The sequence below is a fragment of the Bordetella avium genome (assembly GCF_034424645.1).
Lineage (GTDB): Bacteria > Pseudomonadota > Gammaproteobacteria > Burkholderiales > Burkholderiaceae_B > Bordetella > Bordetella avium.
Window position 1 is genome coordinate 2,492,850 of sequence record NZ_CP139969.1, and the last position, 20,933, is coordinate 2,513,782.

Sequence of the window (20,933 nt, forward strand, 5' to 3'; positions counted from 1 at the left end):
CTTTTAAGACCCGCCCTAACCGGCGGGTTTTTTTTCTTGATTTCGCTCCTTGAAGCCCTGGCCGGCACAGGCGTGCCGGTCGGATGCCTAGCCGGAACGGCCGGCCCCTCCTCCAGCCCCTATTTCAGCGCCGCTGCGGCCACAACGATTGCTCGATGCCTCAGCCCTTGCGCTAGACGGGGCGAGCCCTGTGCCTGACGCTCGCCCTCAAGGGAGACGCCGCAGCGCCCTCTTCGAGGGCGAGTACCCAAACCGGCAACGACCGCATAGGGTATGCGTCATGAGCGGCCGTGGATTCCCGGTCAGCCGACCGCTGCCGCCTCCTTGGAAAATCGAGCAGCCGCACTCAGCACCGCCATAACCGACGCAGTCACGATGTTCGCATCACGGCCCACGCCAAAGCGCGAGCCAGGCACGCCAGGCATAACGCCTTCCACAATGGCTAGCGCCACGGCATCGGAACCCGCGCCCAAGCTGCGCTCTTCATAGCTGTCGATGCGCAGAGGCAAGCCCAGCGCCGCCACCGTCGCAGCAATCGGACCATTGCCCACCCCCTCGACGGTCTTCACAATGCCGTTCGCATCCGTCAATTCCAGCCTGATACCCTGCCCGTCCGCATGCTCAAACAGGCGATAGCCTCGGTAAATGAAGCCCGCCTGCTCTCTCACCGGGGCAAGGTAGCTGCATTCGAACAGGGCCCAAATCTGTTCGCTGCTCAGTTCCGTTTCGACGGAGTCTGCCAGCACCTGGACGATGGCGCTGAATTCGACCTGCATGCGGCGCGGCATGACGATGCCATGGTCGCGCTTAAGCAAGAAGGCGATCCCTCCCTTGCCCGACTGGCTGTTGACGCGCACGATGCTGTCATAAGTACGGCCCAGATCTTTCGGGTCGATGGGCAGGTAAGGCACGCGCCAGGGCGCATCGGCCTTCTGCGCGGAAAAGCCCTTGGCGATGGCATCCTGGTGCGAGCCGGAGAAAGCCGTGTAGACCAGGTCGCCCACATAGGGGTGGCGCGGATGGATGGGCAAGGCGGTGCACTCCTCAGCAACGCGGGCGACCGCTGCGATGTCAGAGAAGTCCAGTCCTGGCGCAATGCCCTGCGTATAAAGGTTTAACGCCAGCGTCACGACATCGACATTGCCGCTGCGCTCGCCATTGCCAAACAAGCAGCCTTCGACGCGTTGCGCACCGGCCAACATGGCCTGTTCGGCGCAGGCCACGCCAGTGCCTCGGTCATTGTGTGGATGCACCGACAGCACGATGTGCTCGCGCCGCTCCAGCCGCCGGTCCATCCATTCGATCTGGTCGGCGAAGACGTTGGGCGTGGAGACTTCCACCGTGGTCGGCAGATTGACGATCATTGGCTGCTGCGGCCCGGCGTCCCAGGCTCGAATGGCGGCATTGCAGACGTCCAGCGCAACGTCCAGCTCGGCCATGCAGAATGTCTCGGGCGAGTATTGCAACACCCATTCGGTTTCGGGGTGGTAAGCCGTCAGTCGCTTGAGCAAAACAATGTGGCGCTCCACCATTTCGATGATCTGCGGCACGCTCATGCCGAACACGATTTCGCGCCAGGCGGGCGCAATGGCGTTGTAGCAATGCACGATCACCCGCCGAGCGCCCGCTACGGCGCGTACCGTTTCGGCGATCAGGTCTTCGCGCAATGGCGTCATGACCATAGGCGTGACGTCTTCGGGAATCTGTCCCGCATCGATGAGCTGGCGCACGATCTCAAAATCCGTGCGCGACGCCGCAGGAAAACCCACTTCAATTTCCTTGAAACCGATACGCAGCAACTCATGGAACAAGCGCAGCTTGCGCTCGCAGTTCATGGGCTCGAACAAGGCCTGATTGCCATCGCGCAAGTCGGTGGACAGCCAGATCGGGGCTTGCGTCAGGAGGCGTGACGGCCATTGACGGTCGGCAAGATCGACGGGAGCCATGGGGCGATATTTCTGGGAAGGATCAGTCAGCATGAACAGCGCTCAAGAGGAATCGTTGGCACCCGATTCCCCTGGCTTGAAGCAAGCTGACGACGGTCGGGGTCAGGGGGAATCAGGATGGGTCATGGCACGAACGGACGCGCGCAAACCCCGACCGGCAGTCAGCGCTAGCAGCCGTTGCAAAAGATCCTGTATGAACATGTTGGAGAGACCCGGTAAATTGCCCTGCCTTGGATGTTAGGCTTGCACACACCGTCCATCTACATAAAAATATACAACTTCTTTATCAAAATAGACATTTTGCATAAATATGGGCTTCTCCTCCCCCGACGATGGCGGCCAAGCGCTAGATCTGAGTGCCGAGGAAGCTCGCGGTTTGCCCGTGTTCGGCGTCACCGTGCACTACCCTGCAGGCCACGTCGTGCCGCGGCATAAACATCCCTATGGTCATCTGATCTATGCAGACCGCGGCTTGTTGCGTGTGGAGGCTGAAAGTGGTCAATGGTTGGTGCCGCCCACAGCAGCCGTCTGGCTTCGATCAGACGTCTCACACCAATTGCTGATGCCTGTAGCGCTGCAAGCACATGGCCTGTTCGTACGCAAGGACATTTGCGTCCGCATGCCAGCAAGGGATTGCGTCGTGCATGTCTCTGGCCTGATGCGCGAACTGATCATGGCGCTGGCCGGCGAGCAGGCCAAATCGTCCAAGCGCCTGCGTTTGCTCGGGGCGCTCTTGGTCGAGGAAGTGCACGCACAGCCGGTTCTTCCGCTTCATCTGCCGTGGCCGACAGGAACTGCCGACGGTCCGATGCAGCGGGTATGCCAGGCGCTGCTGGATAGGCCTGGCGACGCGGCCACCGCCGCCGAGTGGGCCGATAGGCTGGCAATGAGCGACAAAACTTTCCACCGGCACTTTCTTCGGTCGACAGGTATGACTTTCGGCAAATGGCGTCAACAATTGCGGCTCATGTCGTCGCTGACGCTATTAATGCAGGGAACACCGATCACGCAGGTGGCGCTGGCCAGTGGTTACGATAGCCATAGCGCCTACACGACGGCGTTCAGCAAGCAATTCGGGCAGCCGCCTTCCGCTTTTTCGACGAATCGGTAAACGCTGCCGCCCTACAGCGAAATTTACGCTAAACCTTTGCCATAACAGTCTTTTTGGCCACCGACCGATTGCGCAAGAAACGTGACGGCGGATGAGGCTTATCCAGGATGCGCCGCACTGGGACGGATGTGCTGGCCGGATAAAGAGCAGAGGGCTACTCCTGACCACACCATTCGGGTCGGTCGGCACCGGAGGAGCTGACACCATGATGGCTTTCTGCGGGGTACAGGGGTTTCTGAGAGGCATCGAGCGCCTCGACGAGGGCGAGCACTTTCGTGCTGATCGGGCCGTTCGAAACAGATTGCCGGTCGCGAGCCGGCTAGCGCCATAATACGCAACATGAACGCTTCGACACCCAGCCGCGCGCGCCGCTTCGCCTGCATGTTGTATGAAGGTGTGCTGCTGTTTGGCGTGGTCTTTCTGGCCAACACGCTCTTCGACACACTGACACAAAGCCGCCACGGCCTGGCCCTACGCCATGCCCGCCAGGCGTGGTTATTTCTGGTTATCGGCCTCTACTTTGTACTGTGCTGGAGACAGCAGGGCCAGACCCTGCCCATGCAAACCTGGAAGATCCGGCTGTTGACTCGCGGCGGCAGCGTGCCGGGCACCACCACCCTGGTGCTGCGCTATCTCTTGCTATGGCCGCTCCCCCTGGCGACGGCCGGCCTGATCGCCCTCATGGCGCGTCTGAGCGGCTGGCCCGCGCTGGATCTGCTGATCGCAGTTGCACCCTTCAGCCTCTTTGTGTACACCTGGACAGACCGGGACGGCCAATTTCTGCATGACCGTTTGCTGGGCACGCGCCTGCTCGGACCGCCTTAAACGCTGCCGCACGTTGTTTTTTCCACGGCCCAGGCCAAGGCATATCCGTAAATACCCGTATATGTCCCCCTTAGAAGTACGGGGATGTTGCAGATCCCGTCCCTCTCGTTCATGCTTGCAGATGCAGGTTCTCGTTGCCACCGAGCTCACAAGAAAGGGCCATGAACGACCAATATCAGTCGCTTTACCAATCTTTCCGCTGGCTGGTTCCGACTCAGTTCAATATCGCGGATGTCTGCTGCCACCGCTGGGCGACCAGCGGCGCGGACGCACGCCGTATTGCCATCTTCTATGAAGATGAAGCCGGCAACCGGGAAGTCTGGACCTACGCCCGGCTCGCCGAGGCAGCAAACCAGCTTGCGCACGGCCTCACCAAGATGGGCGTGGAGCGCGGCGACCGAATCGGTGTTGTGTTAGGACAACGCCCAGAGACGGTTGTTGCGCACATGGCCATCTACAGCGTCGGTGCGGTCGTGCTGCCCCTGTCGCCGCTGTTCGGACCGGAGGCCCTGGAGTCGCGCCTCCGTGACTCCGAAGCCCGCATCGCCATTGTCGATGCCGCATCCCGGGCCAATCTGCTAGCGGCCAGCGAGCACTGCCCGCATCTGCATCAAATCATCGGCATCGGCTTTGCCGACGAGCGTGTGCTGCCCTGGCGCAGTCTGCTGGCGCGCCAGCCAGGCGAGTTCAAAGCCGTGCTCACTCGCGCCTCAGACCCGGCCATTTTGCTCTACACCTCGGGCACGACCGGCGCCCCCAAGGGCGCGTTGCTGCCGCATAGCGTGCTGATCGGCAACCTGCCCGGCTTTGTGGCCTCCCAGAACTGGTTCCCGAAGCAGGGTGACGTGTTCTGGTCACCGGCGGATTGGGCCTGGACCGGCGGCTTGATGGACGCACTGCTGCCCACCCTGTATTTCGGTCACCCCATCGTCGGCGCCCGCGGCCGCTTTTCGGCCGAACGCGCATTTGAATTGATGGAACGCTATCAGGTCACCAACACCTTTCTCTTCCCGACGGCGCTGAAGATGATGATGAAGTCGGTCCCCGAGCCGCGCAGCCGTCACCGCCTGGCGCTGCGCGCCATCATGAGCGCAGGCGAAAGTGTGGGTGAAACGGTCTTCAACTGGTGTCAGGATGCCTTGGGCGTCACGCCCAACGAGATGTTCGGCCAGACCGAAATGAATTACATCGTAGGCAACAGCCACAAACGCTGGCCGGCACGGCCGGGCAGCATGGGGCGGCCCTATCCCGGCCACAACGTGGCCGTCATCGATGAGCTTGGCCATGCCGTGGCCCCCGGCGAAATCGGCGAGGTGGCGCTCAATCGCCTGGACATCCACGGTCACCCAGACCCGGTGCTGTTTCTCGGTTATTGGCGCAAGGACGCGGCGACGGCCGACAAATACACCGGCGACTGGTGCCGCACAGGCGATCTGGCCACGGTCGATGCCGATGGCTACCTCTGGTATGCAGGCCGGGCCGACGACGTCTTCAAATCGGCGGGCTATCGCATCGGTCCGGGCGAAATCGAAAACTGTCTGATCGCGCATCCGGCAGTCGCCAACGCCGCCGTGGTGCCTAAGCCCGACGCTGAGCGCGGTGCGCTGGTCAAAGCCTATGTGGTTCTGACCGAGGACTACGCCGGCGAGGACAGGGACGCAATGACTCAAAAGCTTCAAGAGCACGTGCGCGAGCGCCTGGCTCCCTACGAGTATCCCAAGGAAATCGAGTACGTCGAGCATCTGCCCATGACGACTACGGGCAAGATCCAACGCGCCGTGCTGCGCCGGCGCGAACAAGAGCGCGCCGCCAACCATGACGTCTGAAACCCATGCCTATTTATCAGCTGGATGAGCACACCCCCCGCATCGACCCCAGCGCCTATGTCGCCGACAGTGCCGACATCATCGGCCAGGTGGAATTGCAGGCGGGAGTGAGCATCTGGTCGCATGTTTCCATCCGGGGCGATAATGCCGCCATCGTGATCAGCCAAGGCAGCAACATCCAGGAAGGCAGCGTGCTGCATGTCGATCAGGACTGCCCGATACACATCGGGCCGAATGTGACAGTTGGGCATCAGGCCATGCTGCATGGCTGCACAATTCAAAGCGGCAGCCTCATCGGCATGCAAGCCATCGTGCTGAACAAAGCGGTCATCGGCAAAAACTGTCTGATCGGCGCGGGCGCCATCGTGCCGGAAGGCCGCAGCATTCCGGACAATTCGCTGGTCATCGGCATAGGTCAGATCGTCCGTGAACTGTCCCCGGAAGAAATCGCGACTATCCACAGCGGGGCGCAGCACTATGTCGCGCGCGGCCTGCATTACAAGACGGCCTTAAAGCGCATAGGGTGAAGCCGCCGGGGCCGACCTCAATCGGCTAAGATTCCTGCATGACTGATTTACTCAAGAAATACCTCTTCGAGGCGCGCACCGTGCGCGTTCAATCCGTGCGTTTGCACGACACCTGGAAGCAGGCGCAATCCCATCAACAATACCCCCCGGCGATCACGCGGCTGTTGGGCGAACTGGTCGCTGCCTCGACCCTGCTCGCGGCCAATATCAAGTTCGAGGGTTCTTTGGTGTTGCAGATCCAGGGAGATGGCCCGATCGCGCTTTTGGTGGTCGAGTGCCGTTCTGACTTGAGCCTGCGCGCCACGGTGAAGATCCGCGAAGGCCATGAGGTGCCGGCAGACGGCACCATGCAGTCCCTGCTCAACGCACAGGGCGGCGGCCGCTTCATGGTTGTTCTCGATCCGGAGCGCAAGCTGCCGGGCCAGCAGGCTTACCAGGGCATCGTTCCGCTGGAGGGCGAGACGGTGGCCGAAGCTCTACAGCACTACATGAAAGCCTCCGAACAATTGGATACCCGCTTGTGGCTGGCCGCCAATGATGATTACGCAGCCGGTCTGCTCATCCAACGCCTGCCCGACCACGGCGGCAACGAGCTGGAAGCGCAGAACCCGGGCGAAGCCTGGAACCGCGCCCTGCATCTGGCCGACACGCTGACCTCGGAAGAGATGCTGTCGACCGATATGGACACGCTGACCCACCGTCTCTTTTGGGAAGAAACCCTGATTGCCTTTGAGCCCAGTCCGGTCCGCTGGTTCTGCCCCTGCACGCGTGAGCGTGTGGCAGGCATGCTGCGTTCCCTGGGTCAAACCGAAGTCGAGGACATCCTTGCCGAACAAGGCAAGGTCGAGGTGCGCTGCGACTTCTGCGGCAAGCCCTATCTGTTCGACAAGGTGGATTGCACAGGCCTGTTCACCGATGCCTCCCCACACCCGGCGCAAAACCCTCCCACCATGCATTAAATCAGCACAGGTGAGGTCCACAATCGACGGCCTCGGCGCATGCACCGATACTAAGGTTCATGAGCCGAGGCCAATTTTCTTTTGATTATCGCGAGGCGGGCCAGGCCGCCTTGGAATTCAGCATCGCCGCGCTGACGCTGCTACTGGCCGCCTGGGCGCTTTACGAGGGTATGCTGTGGCATCGCCAGCGCCAAATTCTGCATCTGGCCTTACTGGATGCGGCACGCGCCGCCAGCTTCAGCCACATCCATCCCCAGACCATGGCCCGCGCCCTGGAGGCCGGCCTGAAAGCCTTGCCGCATGACGATCAGGACCGGCTGGCGGCTCAGGGCCTGCGCCGTTGGCGCCTGGAGGTCTTGCAACCCGGCGAGGCCCACTATCGCCGGCACGGGCGGCAATTACGCGGCCTGCCCTCTCCGGCCATTCGCAATGACTATCAAGCCGAGCAACAGGCCGCACGGCCTGGCTCGCCCAGCATCCATGAAGCCAATATGCTGCGCTTGCGCCTCACTTACGCCAGCGCACCGGCCACTCCGTTTCTGGCAGCGCTGCTGCCGGCGCTCGCCGGCCTGACGGCGGACCCCTGCCGCCGCGCGCTACTGGCGGCGGGTTGGCTGCCCTTAAGGCTGGAACTCACGCTGGAAATGCACAGCCACGCTGTGCGCTGGCCGGACAGTGCAGGGGTGAACACACGCAGCCGCCCTTGCGGCTAAACGATGATCGATCGGCAGAAAACTCAGCGGCGCGGCGCAGCAGGTGCGGCGTTTACCGGACGTTGCGGCGGCTTGGGCGCGGTCGCCTGGGGAATGGCGTTGGCTGAAGGCAAAGGCGTGCCGGGCGGCAATACATGCACGAACACCTCACCCTCACGCATCATGCCCAGATCGCCGCGGGCGCGCTCTTCAAGGGCGCCGGTGCCGCTCTCGAGATCGCGGACCTCGGCTTCGAGTGCATTATTGCGGGCGCGCAGACCTTCGTTGACTTCGCGCTGGGCGGCCACTTCTTTGCGGTAGTCCCAAACCTTCAACCACCCGCCTTTGCCCATCCAAAGGGGGTATTGGATCAGACCAACCAGAGCGAAAAGCACCAGGAACAACAGGCGCATAAATCGGACACCCAGGTTTAAGGTAAACAGATCCTGGCTTACAAAAGCCGGGGCTTACGCCCCGGCTGCCGTATCAGCGCAGGTTATAGAACGCTTCGATGCCAGGATACGAGGCCACTTCGGCCAGTTCCTCTTCGATGCGGAGCAACTGGTTGTACTTGGCCATGCGATCCGAGCGCGACAGCGAACCGGTCTTGATCTGCATGGCGTTGGTCGCCACCGCGATATCGGCGATAGTCGAATCTTCGGTCTCGCCGGAACGGTGCGACACAACGGCGGTGTAGCCGGCGCGCTTGGCCATTTCGATGGCGGCGAAGGTTTCGGTCAGGGTGCCGATCTGGTTGATCTTGATGAGAATCGAGTTGGCCACGCCCTTCTGGATACCTTCGCGCAGAATGCGGGTATTGGTGACGAACAGGTCATCACCCACCAATTGCACCTTCTTGCCGAGTTGGTCGGTCAGGAGCTTCCAACCATCCCAGTCGTTTTCGGCCATGCCGTCTTCGATCGAGATGATGGGGTACTTGTCGCACCAGGTGGCCAGCAGATTGGCGAATTCTTGCGAGGACAGCGACACACCGCCTTCACCCGCCAGCGTGTACTTGCCATCGCGGTAGAACTCCGAGCTGGCGCAGTCCAGACCCAAAGCAATCTGGGTGCCCGGCTCGTAACCGGCCTCGGTAATGGCCTTCAGGATGAGCTGGATGGCCGCTTCGTGGTTAGCCAGATTGGGCGCAAAACCGCCCTCGTCGCCCACGGCCGTAGACATGCCCTGAGCATGAATCAGCTTCTTGAGCACATGGAAAACTTCAGCTCCCCAGCGCAGCGCCTCGCGGAAGCTTGCCGCGCCCACCGGCAGAATCATCAATTCCTGCAGGTCAAGGGTGTTGTTGGCATGCGCGCCGCCATTGATGACGTTCATCATCGGCACGGGCATGCTCATGGGGCCGCTGCCACCGAAATAACGGTACAGGGACAGGCCGGATTCGTCAGCAGCGGCACGGGCTACGGCCATGCTGGCGGCCAGCATGGCATTGGCGCCCAGGCGCTCTTTGCTATCGGTGCCGTCGAGCTCGATCAGCGTGCGGTCAACAAAGGTCTGTTCCTGAGCATCCAGACCCATCAGCGCTTCGGAGATTTCGGTGTTGAGATTTTCGACGGCGCGCAGCACACCCTTGCCGAAATAACGGTTTTTGTCGCCGTCGCGCAGCTCGATGGCTTCGCGGGTGCCGGTGGATGCGCCCGAAGGCACGGCGGCGCGGCCCATGGCGCCCGACTCCAGCAGCACGTCACATTCGACGGTGGGGTTGCCGCGCGAATCCAGAATCTCGCGGCCGATGATATCGACAATTGCACTCATTGCTTACATTCCCTGAACGATGAACAAATTCTTGATGCGGCCGCGGGCGCGGGAAATCTCGGCAAGCCAGCCCTAGCATGATAGCCAGGGATACAGATCGGGGCATCTTCGGCTTGTATCCGAAAGATGCCCCGCCGCCGCCCTTGCAGGCTGGAAACCAGAGGGGTCTTTCAGACCCCGTTGGAATCAAGCCTGCGGATCGCGGCGGTTTTTGCTTTCCAGAGCGGCACGGATATAGCTCGAAAAGAGCGGATGACCATCGCGCGGCGTGGACGTGAACTCAGGATGGAACTGCACGCCGACAAACCACGGATGATTGGGCAACTCCATCATTTCGGGCAGGTTTTCCGTCGGGGTGCGGGCGCTGATCACCAGGCCTGCCGCCTCAAGGCGGGGCACGTAAACGTTGTTGACCTCGTAACGGTGGCGGTGACGCTCGTTGACGTCGTCGCCATAGATCGACTGCGCCAGCGTGCCCGGCTTGATCGGGCAGCGCTGGGCGCCCTTGCGCATGGTGCCGCCCAGGTCAGAATTGGTATCACGCTTCTCGACCTTGCCTTCGCGATCCATCCACTCGGTGATCAGGGCCACCACGGGATGCGGCGCAGACGGATCGAATTCGGTGCTGTTGGCGCCGCCCAGACCGGCCACATGACGCGCAAACTCGATCACGGCCAATTGCATGCCCAGGCAGATGCCCAGATAGGGCACGCCGTTTTCGCGGGCATAGCGGATGGCGGCGATCTTGCCTTCCGTGCCGCGCTTGCCGAAACCTCCCGGCACCAGAATGGCGTCAAGATGCTTCAGTTGCTCAGTGCCACGCGCCTCAATGTCTTCGGAATCGATGTATTCGATCTTCACCTTGGAGCGCGTATGGATGCCGGCATGCACCAGCGCCTCGCTCAGCGATTTGTACGATTCGGTCAGATCGACGTACTTGCCAACCATGCCGATCGTAACCTCGTGCTGCGGGTGCTCCAGCGCGTCGACCAGGTTGTCCCACATGGACAGATCGGCCGGCGGCGGGGTGAGGCCCAGAGCTTCACACACGATATTGTCAACGCCCTGCTGATGCAGCATGGCGGGGATTTTGTAGATTGAATCCACGTCCCACACCGAGATGACAGCATCCAGCGGCACATTGGAGAACATCGAAATCTTGGCGCGCTCGTCGTCGGGAATACGGCGGTCGGCGCGGCACAGCAGCGCGTTCGGGTAGATGCCGATTTCGCGCAGCTTCTGCACCGAGTGCTGCGTGGGCTTGGTTTTGAGCTCACCGGCCGAGGCAATATAGGGCACCAGCGTCAGGTGCACGAAGGCCGCGCTATTGCGGCCCATGCGCAGACTCATCTGACGAGCGGCCTCCAGGAAGGGCAGCGATTCGATGTCGCCCACGGTGCCGCCGATCTCGACGATGGCGACATCGGTATTGCCCTGCCAGGCCGAATCTGCGCCACGCGCCACGAAATCCTGGATTTCGTTGGTGATGTGCGGAATCACCTGAACGGTCTTGCCCAGGTAGTCGCCACGCCGCTCCTTGCGCAGCACAGACTCATAAATCTGGCCGGTGGTGAAGTTATTCACGCGGCGCATCTTCGTCGAGATGAAGCGCTCGTAGTGGCCCAGATCAAGGTCGGTTTCGGCGCCATCTTCCGTCACGAATACTTCTCCGTGCTGGAACGGGCTCATCGTGCCGGGATCGACGTTGATGTACGGATCGAGCTTGAGCAGTGTGACTTGCAGACCGCGCGATTCGAGGATCGCGGCGAGAGACGCGGCGGCGATACCCTTGCCCAGGGATGACACCACACCGCCGGTGACAAATACGTATTTGGTCATCGTAGTGGCGCCCGTGATTAAGCGGGCGCTAGCGGGAAATTTGGATTATACCTGTGCGGCGCGACATGTTTGGGTTATCCCTTACACCCCGATACGGCTCAAGTCTTCCCGCCGTCTCCGCCAAGCCCCCTCAATACAGGGCCGCAGCGCGCCAGCGCTCGGTCCAGCCCCGATCTTACAAAAAAACCGGGGTGTGGCTTGCCGCCAACACCCCGGCTTTTATCAAGCTCCCAGCGGCTCGGTGCGCGTCATCAGCCAATCGTGCGCAGCCCCCTGCACCAGCGGTGCGAGGCGTTCGCGCACCTGACGGTGGTAGTCGTCCAGCCAGGCGATCTCATCGGCGCGCATCAGGGAGCGCTCAATGCAGCGGCTGTCGATGGGGCACAGCGTCAGGGTCTCGAAACACAGGAACTCACCCAGCTCTCCGCTCAGCCAACTCCGGTTGGCGACCAGGTTCTCGATGCGCACCCCCCAACGGCCCGGGCGATAGATACCGGGTTCATTAGAGGTGATCATGCCCGGTTCCATGGCGGTATGCACAGTCGGCGCCGCCTTATAAGAGATGACCTGCGGGCCTTCGTGCACGTTCAGGAAATAGCCCACGCCATGACCGGTACCGTGACCGTATTCCGCGCCGCCCGCCCAGATCGGGGCGCGCGCCAGGGCATCCAACATGGGCGAGGCGATACCACGCGGGAAGGCCGCGCGCGACAGCGCGATCATGCCCTTGAGCACCAAGGTGAAATCCACTTTCTGGTCGGCCGTGGGCGTGCCCACCGCAACAACACGGGTGATATCGGTCGTGCCGCCCAGATATTGGCCGCCCGAATCAATGAGCAGCAGGCCGTCGCCTTCAATCACGGCATGGGATGCTTCCGTAGCACGGTAATGCGGCATTGCACCATTGGCATTGAAGCCGGCGATGGTGGCGAAACTGGGACTGATATAACCGGGCCGGCGTGCACGCGCCTGGGTGATCTGCTCGTCGATCGTGAGCTCGGTTACGATTTCGCGGCCTAGCGCGGCCTCGAACCAGGCGAAGAATTCGCACAGCGCGGCGCCGTCCTGCGCCATCGCCTCACGCACATTGGCCAACTCGGCTTCGCTCTTGCGCGATTTCATGAGGGTAGACGGATTGATGGCCTCGACGCGGGGAACTTCGGGGTCCATCGCATGAAACACGCCGCAGGTCACGCGGGCCGGGTCAATCAGCAGCGTCTGATCGCGCTCCAGCGTACCGAGCGCCTCGGCCGCCTGGGAATACGGCGCCACCTCCACGCCATCAGCGGCCAGCACCGCAGCCAGCGCGGCATCGATCTTGCCTTCGGCCACGAACAAGGTCGCGTAATCCCTGCCGATCAGGGCGTGAGCCAGAAACACCGGGTTGTAGCTGACGTCTGCGCCGCGCAGGTTGAAGATCCAGGCAATGTCGTCGAGCGTGCTGACCAGATGCGTATCGGCCCCCTTGGCCAGCATGGCCTGGCGCACTAGGGCGAGGCGCTCGGCGCGCGACTGGCAAGCATAGGGCGCCAGATGCTCATAGACCGGGGCGTCGGGCAAACCGGCGCGATCGGTCCAGACCTCATCGAGCAAATCATGGGTGATATCCAGCGACACGCCAACAGGCGCCAGCGCCGCGGACAGGGCGCGGAAGGCGGACAGACCCAGCACCGCGCCATCCACCCCCACGCATCCGCCGGCCGGCACATGCTCAGCCAGCCAGTCAATATGACCCGGCGTGCTAACCAGCGCGATCTTCATGAGTTGGATGCCGCTGCCGGCCAGTTGGGCCTCGGCTTGCACCCAATAGCGGCTATCCACCCACAAACCAGCGAAGTCCGCCGTAACGACCAAGGTTCCCACTGAGCCCGTAAACCCGCTCAGCCAGCGGCGTGCTTGCCAGCGTTGGGGCAGGTACTCCGACAGGTGCGGATCGGCGGACGGCACGATATAGGCGTCCAGCTTGTGGCGGCGCATGGCCTGGCGCAAGGCGCCGATACGGTGTTCAGGGGTAGACATGGTTTCCTCGATACTTAGCGCAACATGAAAGACATGGCGGCCAGACTATTGAGCGTGCGAATGGCGGCCTGCATGGTCGGAACATCGAAACGCAGGGTAACGCCATCGACGCGCTCAAGCGTCGGCCACATGCAGAAAAGATCAGCCAGCGCCGCCGACTGTGTCTGCAAACGGCATTCTATCGGCCCGGCGATCACAAAAGGAGCCGTCTGCGCAAGATCGCGCACGGCGCGCTCGGCGCCTTGGGCAATAGCCCGCCGCGCAGCGGCTGGCGAAAGCGTGACACCGCTGCCCTGCCCATGCGCGACTTTGGTCTGCACCCACTGCGCCGCCGGAAACAAAGGCCGCGTTTCCTCGATGAAGGCATCATCGCCCGAGGCGAAAATCACCGGCACGCCCAGCTCGCCGGCCAAGGCGCCGTACAAGCCCGCCTCACCCAGCTCCATGCCATTGATGAGCACGCGCGCAAAGGCAAAGCTGTTGATCGTATGCGCCAGCACCCCACGCCCCTGAGAGCGCGTGTGGTAACCCACCATCATGACGCCGTCGCAGCCCTCTTCCAAACCGCCCATCATGCCAAGATAACGCGGTTTGCCGAGCACGAGCCGGGCGCGCTCGTCGATCTGATCAGGCAGCAGATTACGAAAACCGCCGTGCGAGTCATTGACGAGCACCTCGGTCGCTCCTGCTGCGAAAGCACCCGCCACGGCGGCATTGGCTTCGGCCGTCATCCAGGTGCGGGCCCGCTCGTATTCGCCATTGCCGGGCCGAACCTGTTCGGCGTGGAAAACGCCGGCCACACCCTCGATGTCGGTAGAAATCAGAATCTTCATTGCGATACTTCCTCAGAAATCCCGGTCGGCCAGCCACTGACGCCAGTCGGGTATCGTTTCGGTAATGGCACGGCGCACATGGCCATCGCGCCCATATACGGTTTCCGCACGCCAGAGCGCGGCGATAATGGCCTGCTCACAGGCCTCGGCGGCAGCTTCAAACAAATGATCGATACGCGTTTCATGCAACATGGCCTGAGCAGGCATGGCGCGCTCGCTTTGATGCGGCACCGTGTAAGCAGTGGAGAAGGCCAGTGCGATGTCACCGCTGCCATGGCCAAACACAGAGCCGGTGCGCGCCAGGCCAGCCCCGGCACGTAGCGACAGACGGCCAAGCTGGCGGGCATCAAGGGGCGCGTCGGTGGCCAGCAACAAGATGATGGAGCCTTTCTCCGGGCACAGTTCGTCGTGTTTTGCCAAGCGCTGCCCAAAGGGCCGGCCTGCGATCGTCATGAGCGGCAGGCGGCCAAAATTGGAAAGCACCAAGGCGCCGACGGTATAGCGCTGGCCCGGCTGAGCTTCGACAATGCGGGAGGCCGAACCAATCCCCCCCTTGAGTGTGAAGCTGGACATGCCCCGGCCCGCGCCCACGGCGCCCTGGGCAAAGTCAGCCGCTGCGGCATCATGTGCGCGACGATAATCGTCTTCGCTGATGGACAGCGCCTGAATATCGTTGAGATAACCGTCGTTGCATTCGAACACCAGGGGATTGACCGTCGGCCAGCCTCGCCCGATTTCCGGATTCGCCGCGATGGCCTGCCGGATCTGAGCGTTGGCAACGGTACCCACGCCAAAAGTGTTGGTAAGGGCGATCGGCGTTTCCAAGACGCCCAACTCCTCCACCTGCACCAACCCTACGCTTTTGCCAAAGCCATTGATGACGGCCGCCGCTGCCGGCACCTTGTCCAGATACGGATCCCCTTGATGCGGGCGCACGACCGTCACGCCTGTCTGGCAGGGGCCATCGGCTAGGGTGACATGGCCGACGGTAACGCCAGCGATATCGCTGATGCTGTCGCGCGGGCCGCTGGGCAATTGGCCGACACGGGGCTGTTCGGCGTGGAAATCGTTAATCGTCATGGTTAAGCCGCCCGAGCGGCGTCCTCCAAATCCATCAGGAAAAAAGGGCACGGCTTGCGCCGCGCCCTCTCGGTATCCGCACTGCCTACTAACTTAGCGGCGGTCGATCTTGGGATCGAGCGCATCGCGCAAGCCATCTCCCAGCAGGTTGAAGGCCAGCACGGTCAGGAAAATCGCCAGCGCCGGGAACACGGCGACATGCGGCGCCAAAACCATATCAGCACGAGCTTCATTGAGCATCGCGCCCCACTCTGGCGTGGGCGGCTGCGCGCCCATGCCCAGGAAGGACAGGCTCGCGGCCGTAATGATGGAGGTGCCGATACGCATGGTGCCATACACCACAATGGGCGAAATCGTACCGGGCAGGATATGGCGCATGATGATGGTCCAGTCAGAGGCACCCACACTGCGCACAGCCTCGACATAGGTCATCTGCTTGAGCGACAAGGTGTTGCCTCGCACCAGTCGGGCGAAGGCCGGCACGCTGAACACAGCCACGGCCACGATCACGTTGATCATGTTCGAGCCCAGGATGGCGACCACGCCGATAGCCAGCAGCATGCCGGGAAAAGCCAGCAGCACATCGGAGATGCGCATGGTGATGCGCTCCCACCAGCCTTGGTAATAGCCCGCCATCAAGCCCATGAAGGTGCCCACCACGGCGCCCATCGCCACCGACATAAAACCGGCAGCCAAGGAGATGCGCGCACCCATCAAGATGCGGCTGAAGATATCCCGGCCCAGAGAATCCACGCCCAACCAGTGCGCCATCGACGGACCGGCATTGAGCGCGTCGTAGTCGAAGTAATTCTCCGCATCGTAAGGCACGATCCAGGGCGCGAAAATCGCCACTACGATCAGGGCCAGCACGAACAGGCCCGCGCCCACGGCCAGCTTCTGCTTCTTGAACTTGCGCCAGAACTCGGTGACCGGCGTGCGCACCGCGTTCTGTTTATTGGGTACCGCGGCGGTAGTCGTGTTGCTCATGGCCGCCTCACTTATAACGAATACTGGGATTGATCACGCCGTACAGCACGTCAACAATCAGGTTAATCAGGATGAATTCGAAGGAGAACAGCAGCACCAGGCCTTGAATCACGGGGTAATCGCGCTGCGTCACCGCATCGACCAGCAAACGTCCCAGACCAGGCCAGTTGAATACCGTTTCGACCACGATGGAGCCGCCCAGCAGAAAGCCGAATTGCAAACCCATCATCGTGACAACCGGAATCAAGGCATTGCGCAGCGTGTGCTTGATCACCACACGGCTTTCGGCCAAGCCTTTGGCGCGCGCCGTGCGCACGAAATCTTCCTGGATGACCTCAACGAAAGAGGCTCGCGTGAAGCGCGCCATCACGGCGGCGACGGCCGCGCCCAGCGTGATCGACGGCAGAATATAGTGTTTCCAGCTGGAGGCGCCCACCGTTGGCAGCCAGCCAAGGTTTACTGAAAAGACCTGCATCAGCATCATCCCCAGCGCGAAGGCCGGAAACGAAATCCCCGAGACAGCGAGCGTCATGAACAATCGGTCGGGCCAGCGGTTGCGCCAGACTGCCGAGACGATGCCGAAGATCATCCCGAACGTGACTGACCAGACCATGCTGGTGATCGTCAACCAGAATGTGGGCATGAAGCGCTCGGCAATTTCGGTAGAGACCGGGCGCTTGGTGCGCAAGGAGATGCCGAGATCACCCTGCAGCATATGGCCGAAATAACGCACGAACTGCTGCGGCAACGGCAGATCCAGCCCGAGCTCTTTGCGCACCAGATCGACCGTAGCCTGGTCGGCGTCCTGGCCTGCGGCCAGACGCGCCGGGTCGCCCGGCAACATGTGCACAAACAGGAACACGACCACCGAGACAAGCAACAGCGTCGGGATCATGCCCAAAAGACGTTTGACGATATAGGTCAGCATTGAAATTCCTGAGACATCGGCGGAGGCACCATGCCCCCGCCGAGCCGCGTTTACTGCTTGAGATCGATGTCGCCGAACCAGAACGAGGTGTCGGGTTCAACGTAGACGCCAGAGAGGTTCTTCGACTTCACGTACACATTGTTCTGGGTCACCAGGAAGGCCCACGGGGCGTCCTTCCAGATGGTGTCCTGAACCTTGCTGTAAATCTCGGCCTTCTTGGCGCGATCGGTCGTGGCCAGCGCCTCCTGGATGCCCGCGTCGACCGACGGGTTCGAGTAGTAGGCGACATTGTTGAGGACCGGCGGGAAAGCTGCGGTCGACAGCAAAGGACGCAGACCCCAATCGGCCTCGCCGGTCGAGGCCGACCAGCCGGCGTAATAGAGGCGCACCTTGGCATCCTCAGGCTTTTGCACCTGCTGCACACGCTGCACGCGCTGACCCGATTCCAGCACCTCAACGGAAGCCTTGATGCCGACCTGAGCCAGTTGTTGCTGCAGGAACTGCACGACCTTGACCGAGGTGCCGTCGTTATAGGCCGACCAGAGCGTGGTTTCGAAGCCCTTGTCGTAACCGGCTTCCTTCAGCAGTTGGCGAGCCTTGGCGGGATCATAGGGCCAGGGACCATTCTGGTGCGCGAAATCAACCCCCTTGGGAACCACGCCGTCAACCTGGGAGGCGTAGCCATTGAAACCCACCTTGGCCAACGCTTCCTTGTTGATGGCGTAGTTGATAGCCTGCCGCACCCGCACGTCGTTGAACGGCTTGACCTGGGTGTTCATGGACAGGTAGCGGGCCATGATCGAATTTTTGTGATCGACCACATCCAGCTTATCGTTCTTGGCCAGGACGGCGGCCTGCTCGAAGGGAATCGGGAAGGCAAAGTGCGCCTCACCCGTCTGCACCACGGCGGCACGGGTGTTGTTGTCGGTCACGGTGCGGAAGGTGATGCTATCGACCTTGGGCTTGCCTTGGTTCCAATAACCGTCGAACTTCTTGACCTTCAGGTATTCGGCGGGCTTCCACTCAACGAATTCGAAGGGGCCGGTGCCCACGGGATGGAAGGCAATATCCTTGCCATATTTGGCCAGGGCAGCGGGCGAGATCATCATCGCGGCCGGATGGGCCAAAGCGTTCAAGAAGGCCGAGAACGGCTTTTTGAGAGTGATCTTGACGGTCAGGGGATCAACCACGTCAATCTTGTCAATCACGCTGAACTGAATGTAGCGCGACAGACGATTGTCGGGATTGGCCGGACGTTCAAAGTTGAGCTTGACCGCTTCAGCATTGAAATCGGTGCCATCATGGAACTTCACGCCAGGACGCAGCTTGAAGGTATACACCAGACCATCATCGCTGACCGAATAATCGGTGGCCAGCACCTTCTGGATCTTCAGGTCTTTATCGAATTCCAGCAGGCCCTCGTAATAAGCCTTGCCCACGGCCTGATTCAGGGTGCTGTTGGTGTTGTAAGGATCGAGGCTTTCCAGCGCGATCGAAACCGCGAAGGTCACATCCTTGCTGGCCTGGGCCAGCGGCGAAGCGAGCACACCGAAGGCCAGCGCGGCGGCGGCGATCAGTTTGGTGGGGCGCAGTACTTTATTCATTGCAACTCCTGAGTCAGTAAGGAGAAACAGCTTGGTGGACAAAAAAAACGACTAGCGGCGAGCCGCCGGCCGTGGCGTCAATAGGCGCCACCAACGGCATGGCGCGCTACGAAATGGCCCGGGGCAACTTGCACCAGGGGCTGCACGACGGGTTCGTCGCCCAGCTTGCGGATCGGGCTCGGAATTTCCTCGGACAGCAAGGCGCGCTTCAAATGCCTGCGCGCCGGATCGGCGATGGGTACCGCCGACATGAGCTTCTTGGTGTAGGGGTGTTGTGGATCTTCAAAAATGGCGCGGCGCGGACCAATCTCGACAATCTGGCCCAGATACATCACCGCTACACGATGGCTGATGCGTTCGACGACCGCCATATCGTGCGAGATGAACAAAAAGGAAACGCCCAGATCCCGTTGCAGATCGATCAGCAGATTAACGATCTGCGCCTGGATGGACACGTCCAGCGCCGAGACGGATTCGTCGGCAATCACCACCTTGGGATTGAGGGCCAGGGCGCGCGCGATACAGATACGCTGACGCTGACCACCCGAGAACTCATGCGGATAACGCTGCGCCATCTCCGGGGGCAAGCCCACACGCTCCAGCAGTTCGGCCACGCGCTGCTCGGCTTCGCGGCCCGAGGCCACGCCATGCACCAGCAAGGGCTCCATAATGGAAAAACCTACCGTCACGCGTGGGTCGAGCGAGGCGAAGGGATCCTGGAACACAAACTGAATATCGCGGCGCAGCGATTGCAGCTCAGTATTCTTAAGACGGACGATATCGCGCCCGCCGAAAATGATCTCGCCGCTCTGGCTATCCACCAGACGCAGCAAGGAACGGCCTGTCGTGGATTTTCCGCAACCCGATTCACCCACCAGAGAAAGCGTCTCGCCAGGAAACAGGTCAAAGCTCACCTTCTCGACCGCATGGACACGGCGCTGCACACGGCCAAGAATGCCGCCGCGCAAGTCAAAACGGGTCACCAGATCGCGTACGCTCAAAACCGGTTGTGTATCCCCGGCACTTGGCGCTTTCTGCTCAGGGCTATGCTTCTCTTCTTCCGGCATGCGGCCATCCACCTGCAATAGCGGGAAGCGCGCGGGAAGATCGGTACCACGCATAGCGCCCAACTTGGGCACGGCCGACAATAGCGCCTTGGTATAAGGATGCTCGGGCGCAGCGAACACACGCTCGGAAGCGCCCTCCTCGACTTTATCGCCGCGATACATGACCAGCACACGGTCAGCCACTTCGGCAACCACGCCCATGTCGTGGGTGATGAAGACCACGCCCATGTGCATTTCATCTTGCAACTGACGGATGAGTTGCAAGATCTGCGCCTGAATCGTGACATCCAGTGCGGTGGTCGGCTCGTCAGCGATGAGCAGCGCCGGCTTGCAAGCCAGCGCCATGGCGATCATGACACGCTGGCGCATGCCGCCCGAGAGTTGATGCGGATAGCGGTCCAGCACCGACTTGGCTTCGGGGATGCGCACCTGCTCCAGCATGCGCAGCGCCTCGGCACGCGCCGCCGCTGCATCCTTGCCCTGGTGCAGGCGAATGGTTTCTGCGATCTGATCTCCCGCGGTGAACACCGGGTTCAAGGAGGTCATGGGCTCTTGGAAGATCATCGCCATGTCCGCACCGCGCACGCTGCGCATGGTGCGCTGCGATGCGCTGGTCAGATCGACCACCGAACCATTGCGTCGGCGCAGGGCCATCCGGCCCTGTGCGATACGACCGCCGCCATGCTCGATCAGGCGCATCAGCGACAGCGAGGTCACCGATTTTCCCGAGCCCGACTCGCCGACAATCGCCAGGGTTTCACCACGATCGACATGAAAAGACAGATTACGCACCGCTTCAACCGTCCGTTCGGAGGTCACAAAGCGCACTGTCAGGTCGTCAACCTGGACCACGCGGTTTTCCGGCAGCGCCAGGGTCTGAGCGCGATCAACCATATTGAATTCCGTTCCTAAATGCT

General features: G+C 61.5%; 17 protein-coding genes. 6 read left to right on the forward strand and 11 right to left on the reverse strand.

What is annotated here, in order from left to right; translation table 11 throughout:
* Positions 1-302: 302 nt before the first annotated feature.
* Positions 303-1,979, reverse strand: a complete 1,677-nt coding sequence (locus tag U0029_RS11540; RefSeq protein WP_012416856.1) for a 2-isopropylmalate synthase — start codon at positions 1,977-1,979, stop codon at positions 303-305.
* 277 nt (positions 1,980-2,256) lie between these two features.
* Here U0029_RS11540 and U0029_RS11545 point away from each other — a divergent pair, with 277 nt between their 5' ends.
* The 6 genes from U0029_RS11545 (at position 2,257) to U0029_RS11570 (ending at position 7,907) form a co-directional block, all read left to right on the forward strand.
* Complete coding sequence (locus tag U0029_RS11545) at positions 2,257-3,057, forward strand: AraC family transcriptional regulator (protein WP_012416855.1); 801 nt, start codon at positions 2,257-2,259, stop codon at positions 3,055-3,057.
* A gap of 339 nt (positions 3,058-3,396) precedes the next feature.
* Complete coding sequence (locus U0029_RS11550) at positions 3,397-3,882, forward strand: RDD family protein (protein ID WP_012416854.1); 486 nt, start codon at positions 3,397-3,399, stop codon at positions 3,880-3,882.
* A gap of 161 nt (positions 3,883-4,043) precedes the next feature.
* Positions 4,044-5,708, forward strand: coding sequence for an acyl-CoA synthetase (locus U0029_RS11555; protein ID WP_114851835.1), 1,665 nt, complete (start codon positions 4,044-4,046; stop codon positions 5,706-5,708).
* A gap of 5 nt (positions 5,709-5,713) precedes the next feature.
* Entirely contained in the window at positions 5,714-6,235 is a 522-nt protein-coding gene (locus U0029_RS11560; protein WP_114851834.1) for a gamma carbonic anhydrase family protein, read from the forward strand.
* 38 nt (positions 6,236-6,273) lie between these two features.
* Positions 6,274-7,194: an Hsp33 family molecular chaperone HslO gene (gene hslO, locus U0029_RS11565; protein WP_012416851.1), complete on the forward strand. Its 921-nt coding sequence runs from the start codon at positions 6,274-6,276 to the stop codon at positions 7,192-7,194.
* A 59-nt stretch (positions 7,195-7,253) separates the two neighbouring features.
* Positions 7,254-7,907 (forward strand): hypothetical protein, encoded by a 654-nt coding sequence (locus U0029_RS11570; RefSeq protein ID WP_012416850.1) that lies wholly within the window; start codon positions 7,254-7,256, stop codon positions 7,905-7,907.
* A gap of 23 nt (positions 7,908-7,930) precedes the next feature.
* On the opposite strand, the gene ftsB is transcribed toward U0029_RS11570, so the two are convergent.
* From ftsB to U0029_RS11620, 10 genes are all read right to left on the reverse strand, one after another.
* The gene (ftsB, locus tag U0029_RS11575; protein WP_012416849.1) at positions 7,931-8,299 is read right to left on the reverse strand and encodes a cell division protein FtsB; all 369 of its coding nucleotides are present in this window, start codon (positions 8,297-8,299) and stop codon (positions 7,931-7,933) included.
* Positions 8,300-8,372: 73 nt separating this feature from the next.
* A complete protein-coding gene (gene eno, locus U0029_RS11580) occupies positions 8,373-9,659 on the reverse strand; it encodes a phosphopyruvate hydratase (protein ID WP_012416848.1) in 1,287 nt (428 codons plus the stop codon).
* 186 nt (positions 9,660-9,845) lie between these two features.
* Complete coding sequence (locus U0029_RS11585) at positions 9,846-11,498, reverse strand: CTP synthase (protein ID WP_012416847.1); 1,653 nt, start codon at positions 11,496-11,498, stop codon at positions 9,846-9,848.
* Positions 11,499-11,720: 222 nt separating this feature from the next.
* On the reverse strand, positions 11,721-13,517 hold the full coding sequence (locus tag U0029_RS11590) for an aminopeptidase P family protein (protein WP_012416846.1): 1,797 nt from the start codon (positions 13,515-13,517) through the stop codon (positions 11,721-11,723).
* 14 nt (positions 13,518-13,531) lie between these two features.
* Positions 13,532-14,350 (reverse strand): M55 family metallopeptidase, encoded by an 819-nt coding sequence (locus U0029_RS11595; RefSeq protein ID WP_012416845.1) that lies wholly within the window; start codon positions 14,348-14,350, stop codon positions 13,532-13,534.
* Positions 14,351-14,362: 12 nt separating this feature from the next.
* Complete coding sequence (locus U0029_RS11600; protein WP_039051632.1) at positions 14,363-15,430, reverse strand: DmpA family aminopeptidase; 1,068 nt, start codon at positions 15,428-15,430, stop codon at positions 14,363-14,365.
* 93 nt (positions 15,431-15,523) lie between these two features.
* Positions 15,524-16,417, reverse strand: coding sequence for a glutathione ABC transporter permease GsiD (gene gsiD / locus U0029_RS11605; RefSeq protein WP_012416843.1), 894 nt, complete (start codon positions 16,415-16,417; stop codon positions 15,524-15,526).
* Between the two features lie 7 nt (positions 16,418-16,424).
* Positions 16,425-17,345 carry a glutathione ABC transporter permease GsiC gene (gene gsiC / locus U0029_RS11610; protein ID WP_012416842.1) on the reverse strand — a complete coding sequence of 307 codons (921 nt, stop codon included), beginning with the start codon at positions 17,343-17,345 and terminating at the stop codon, positions 16,425-16,427.
* A 50-nt stretch (positions 17,346-17,395) separates the two neighbouring features.
* A complete protein-coding gene (gene gsiB, locus U0029_RS11615) occupies positions 17,396-18,949 on the reverse strand; it encodes a glutathione ABC transporter substrate-binding protein GsiB (RefSeq protein ID WP_012416841.1) in 1,554 nt (517 codons plus the stop codon).
* Between the two features lie 77 nt (positions 18,950-19,026).
* Positions 19,027-20,910, reverse strand: a complete 1,884-nt coding sequence (locus U0029_RS11620) for a dipeptide ABC transporter ATP-binding protein (protein ID WP_012416840.1) — start codon at positions 20,908-20,910, stop codon at positions 19,027-19,029.
* Positions 20,911-20,933: the final 23 nt, after the last annotated feature.

Coding starts and splice junctions, on each gene's coding strand:
- U0029_RS11590 (WP_012416846.1), bottom strand. CDS start 13,517: ATGTCTACCCCTGAACACCGTATCGGCGCCTTGCGCCAGGCCATGCGC.
- U0029_RS11545 (WP_012416855.1), top strand. CDS start 2,257: ATGGGCTTCTCCTCCCCCGACGATGGCGGCCAAGCGCTAGATCTGAGT.
- U0029_RS11570 (WP_012416850.1), top strand. CDS start 7,254: ATGAGCCGAGGCCAATTTTCTTTTGATTATCGCGAGGCGGGCCAGGCC.
- U0029_RS11550 (WP_012416854.1), top strand. CDS start 3,397: ATGAACGCTTCGACACCCAGCCGCGCGCGCCGCTTCGCCTGCATGTTG.
- ftsB (WP_012416849.1), bottom strand. CDS start 8,299: ATGCGCCTGTTGTTCCTGGTGCTTTTCGCTCTGGTTGGTCTGATCCAA.
- U0029_RS11600 (WP_039051632.1), bottom strand. CDS start 15,430: ATGACGATTAACGATTTCCACGCCGAACAGCCCCGTGTCGGCCAATTG.
- U0029_RS11620 (WP_012416840.1), bottom strand. CDS start 20,910: ATGGTTGATCGCGCTCAGACCCTGGCGCTGCCGGAAAACCGCGTGGTC.
- gsiC (WP_012416842.1), bottom strand. CDS start 17,345: ATGCTGACCTATATCGTCAAACGTCTTTTGGGCATGATCCCGACGCTG.
- gsiD (WP_012416843.1), bottom strand. CDS start 16,417: ATGAGCAACACGACTACCGCCGCGGTACCCAATAAACAGAACGCGGTG.
- U0029_RS11560 (WP_114851834.1), top strand. CDS start 5,714: ATGCCTATTTATCAGCTGGATGAGCACACCCCCCGCATCGACCCCAGC.
- hslO (WP_012416851.1), top strand. CDS start 6,274: ATGACTGATTTACTCAAGAAATACCTCTTCGAGGCGCGCACCGTGCGC.
- U0029_RS11585 (WP_012416847.1), bottom strand. CDS start 11,498: ATGACCAAATACGTATTTGTCACCGGCGGTGTGGTGTCATCCCTGGGC.
- U0029_RS11595 (WP_012416845.1), bottom strand. CDS start 14,350: ATGAAGATTCTGATTTCTACCGACATCGAGGGTGTGGCCGGCGTTTTC.
- gsiB (WP_012416841.1), bottom strand. CDS start 18,949: ATGAATAAAGTACTGCGCCCCACCAAACTGATCGCCGCCGCCGCGCTG.
- U0029_RS11555 (WP_114851835.1), top strand. CDS start 4,044: ATGAACGACCAATATCAGTCGCTTTACCAATCTTTCCGCTGGCTGGTT.
- U0029_RS11540 (WP_012416856.1), bottom strand. CDS start 1,979: ATGCTGACTGATCCTTCCCAGAAATATCGCCCCATGGCTCCCGTCGAT.
- eno (WP_012416848.1), bottom strand. CDS start 9,659: ATGAGTGCAATTGTCGATATCATCGGCCGCGAGATTCTGGATTCGCGC.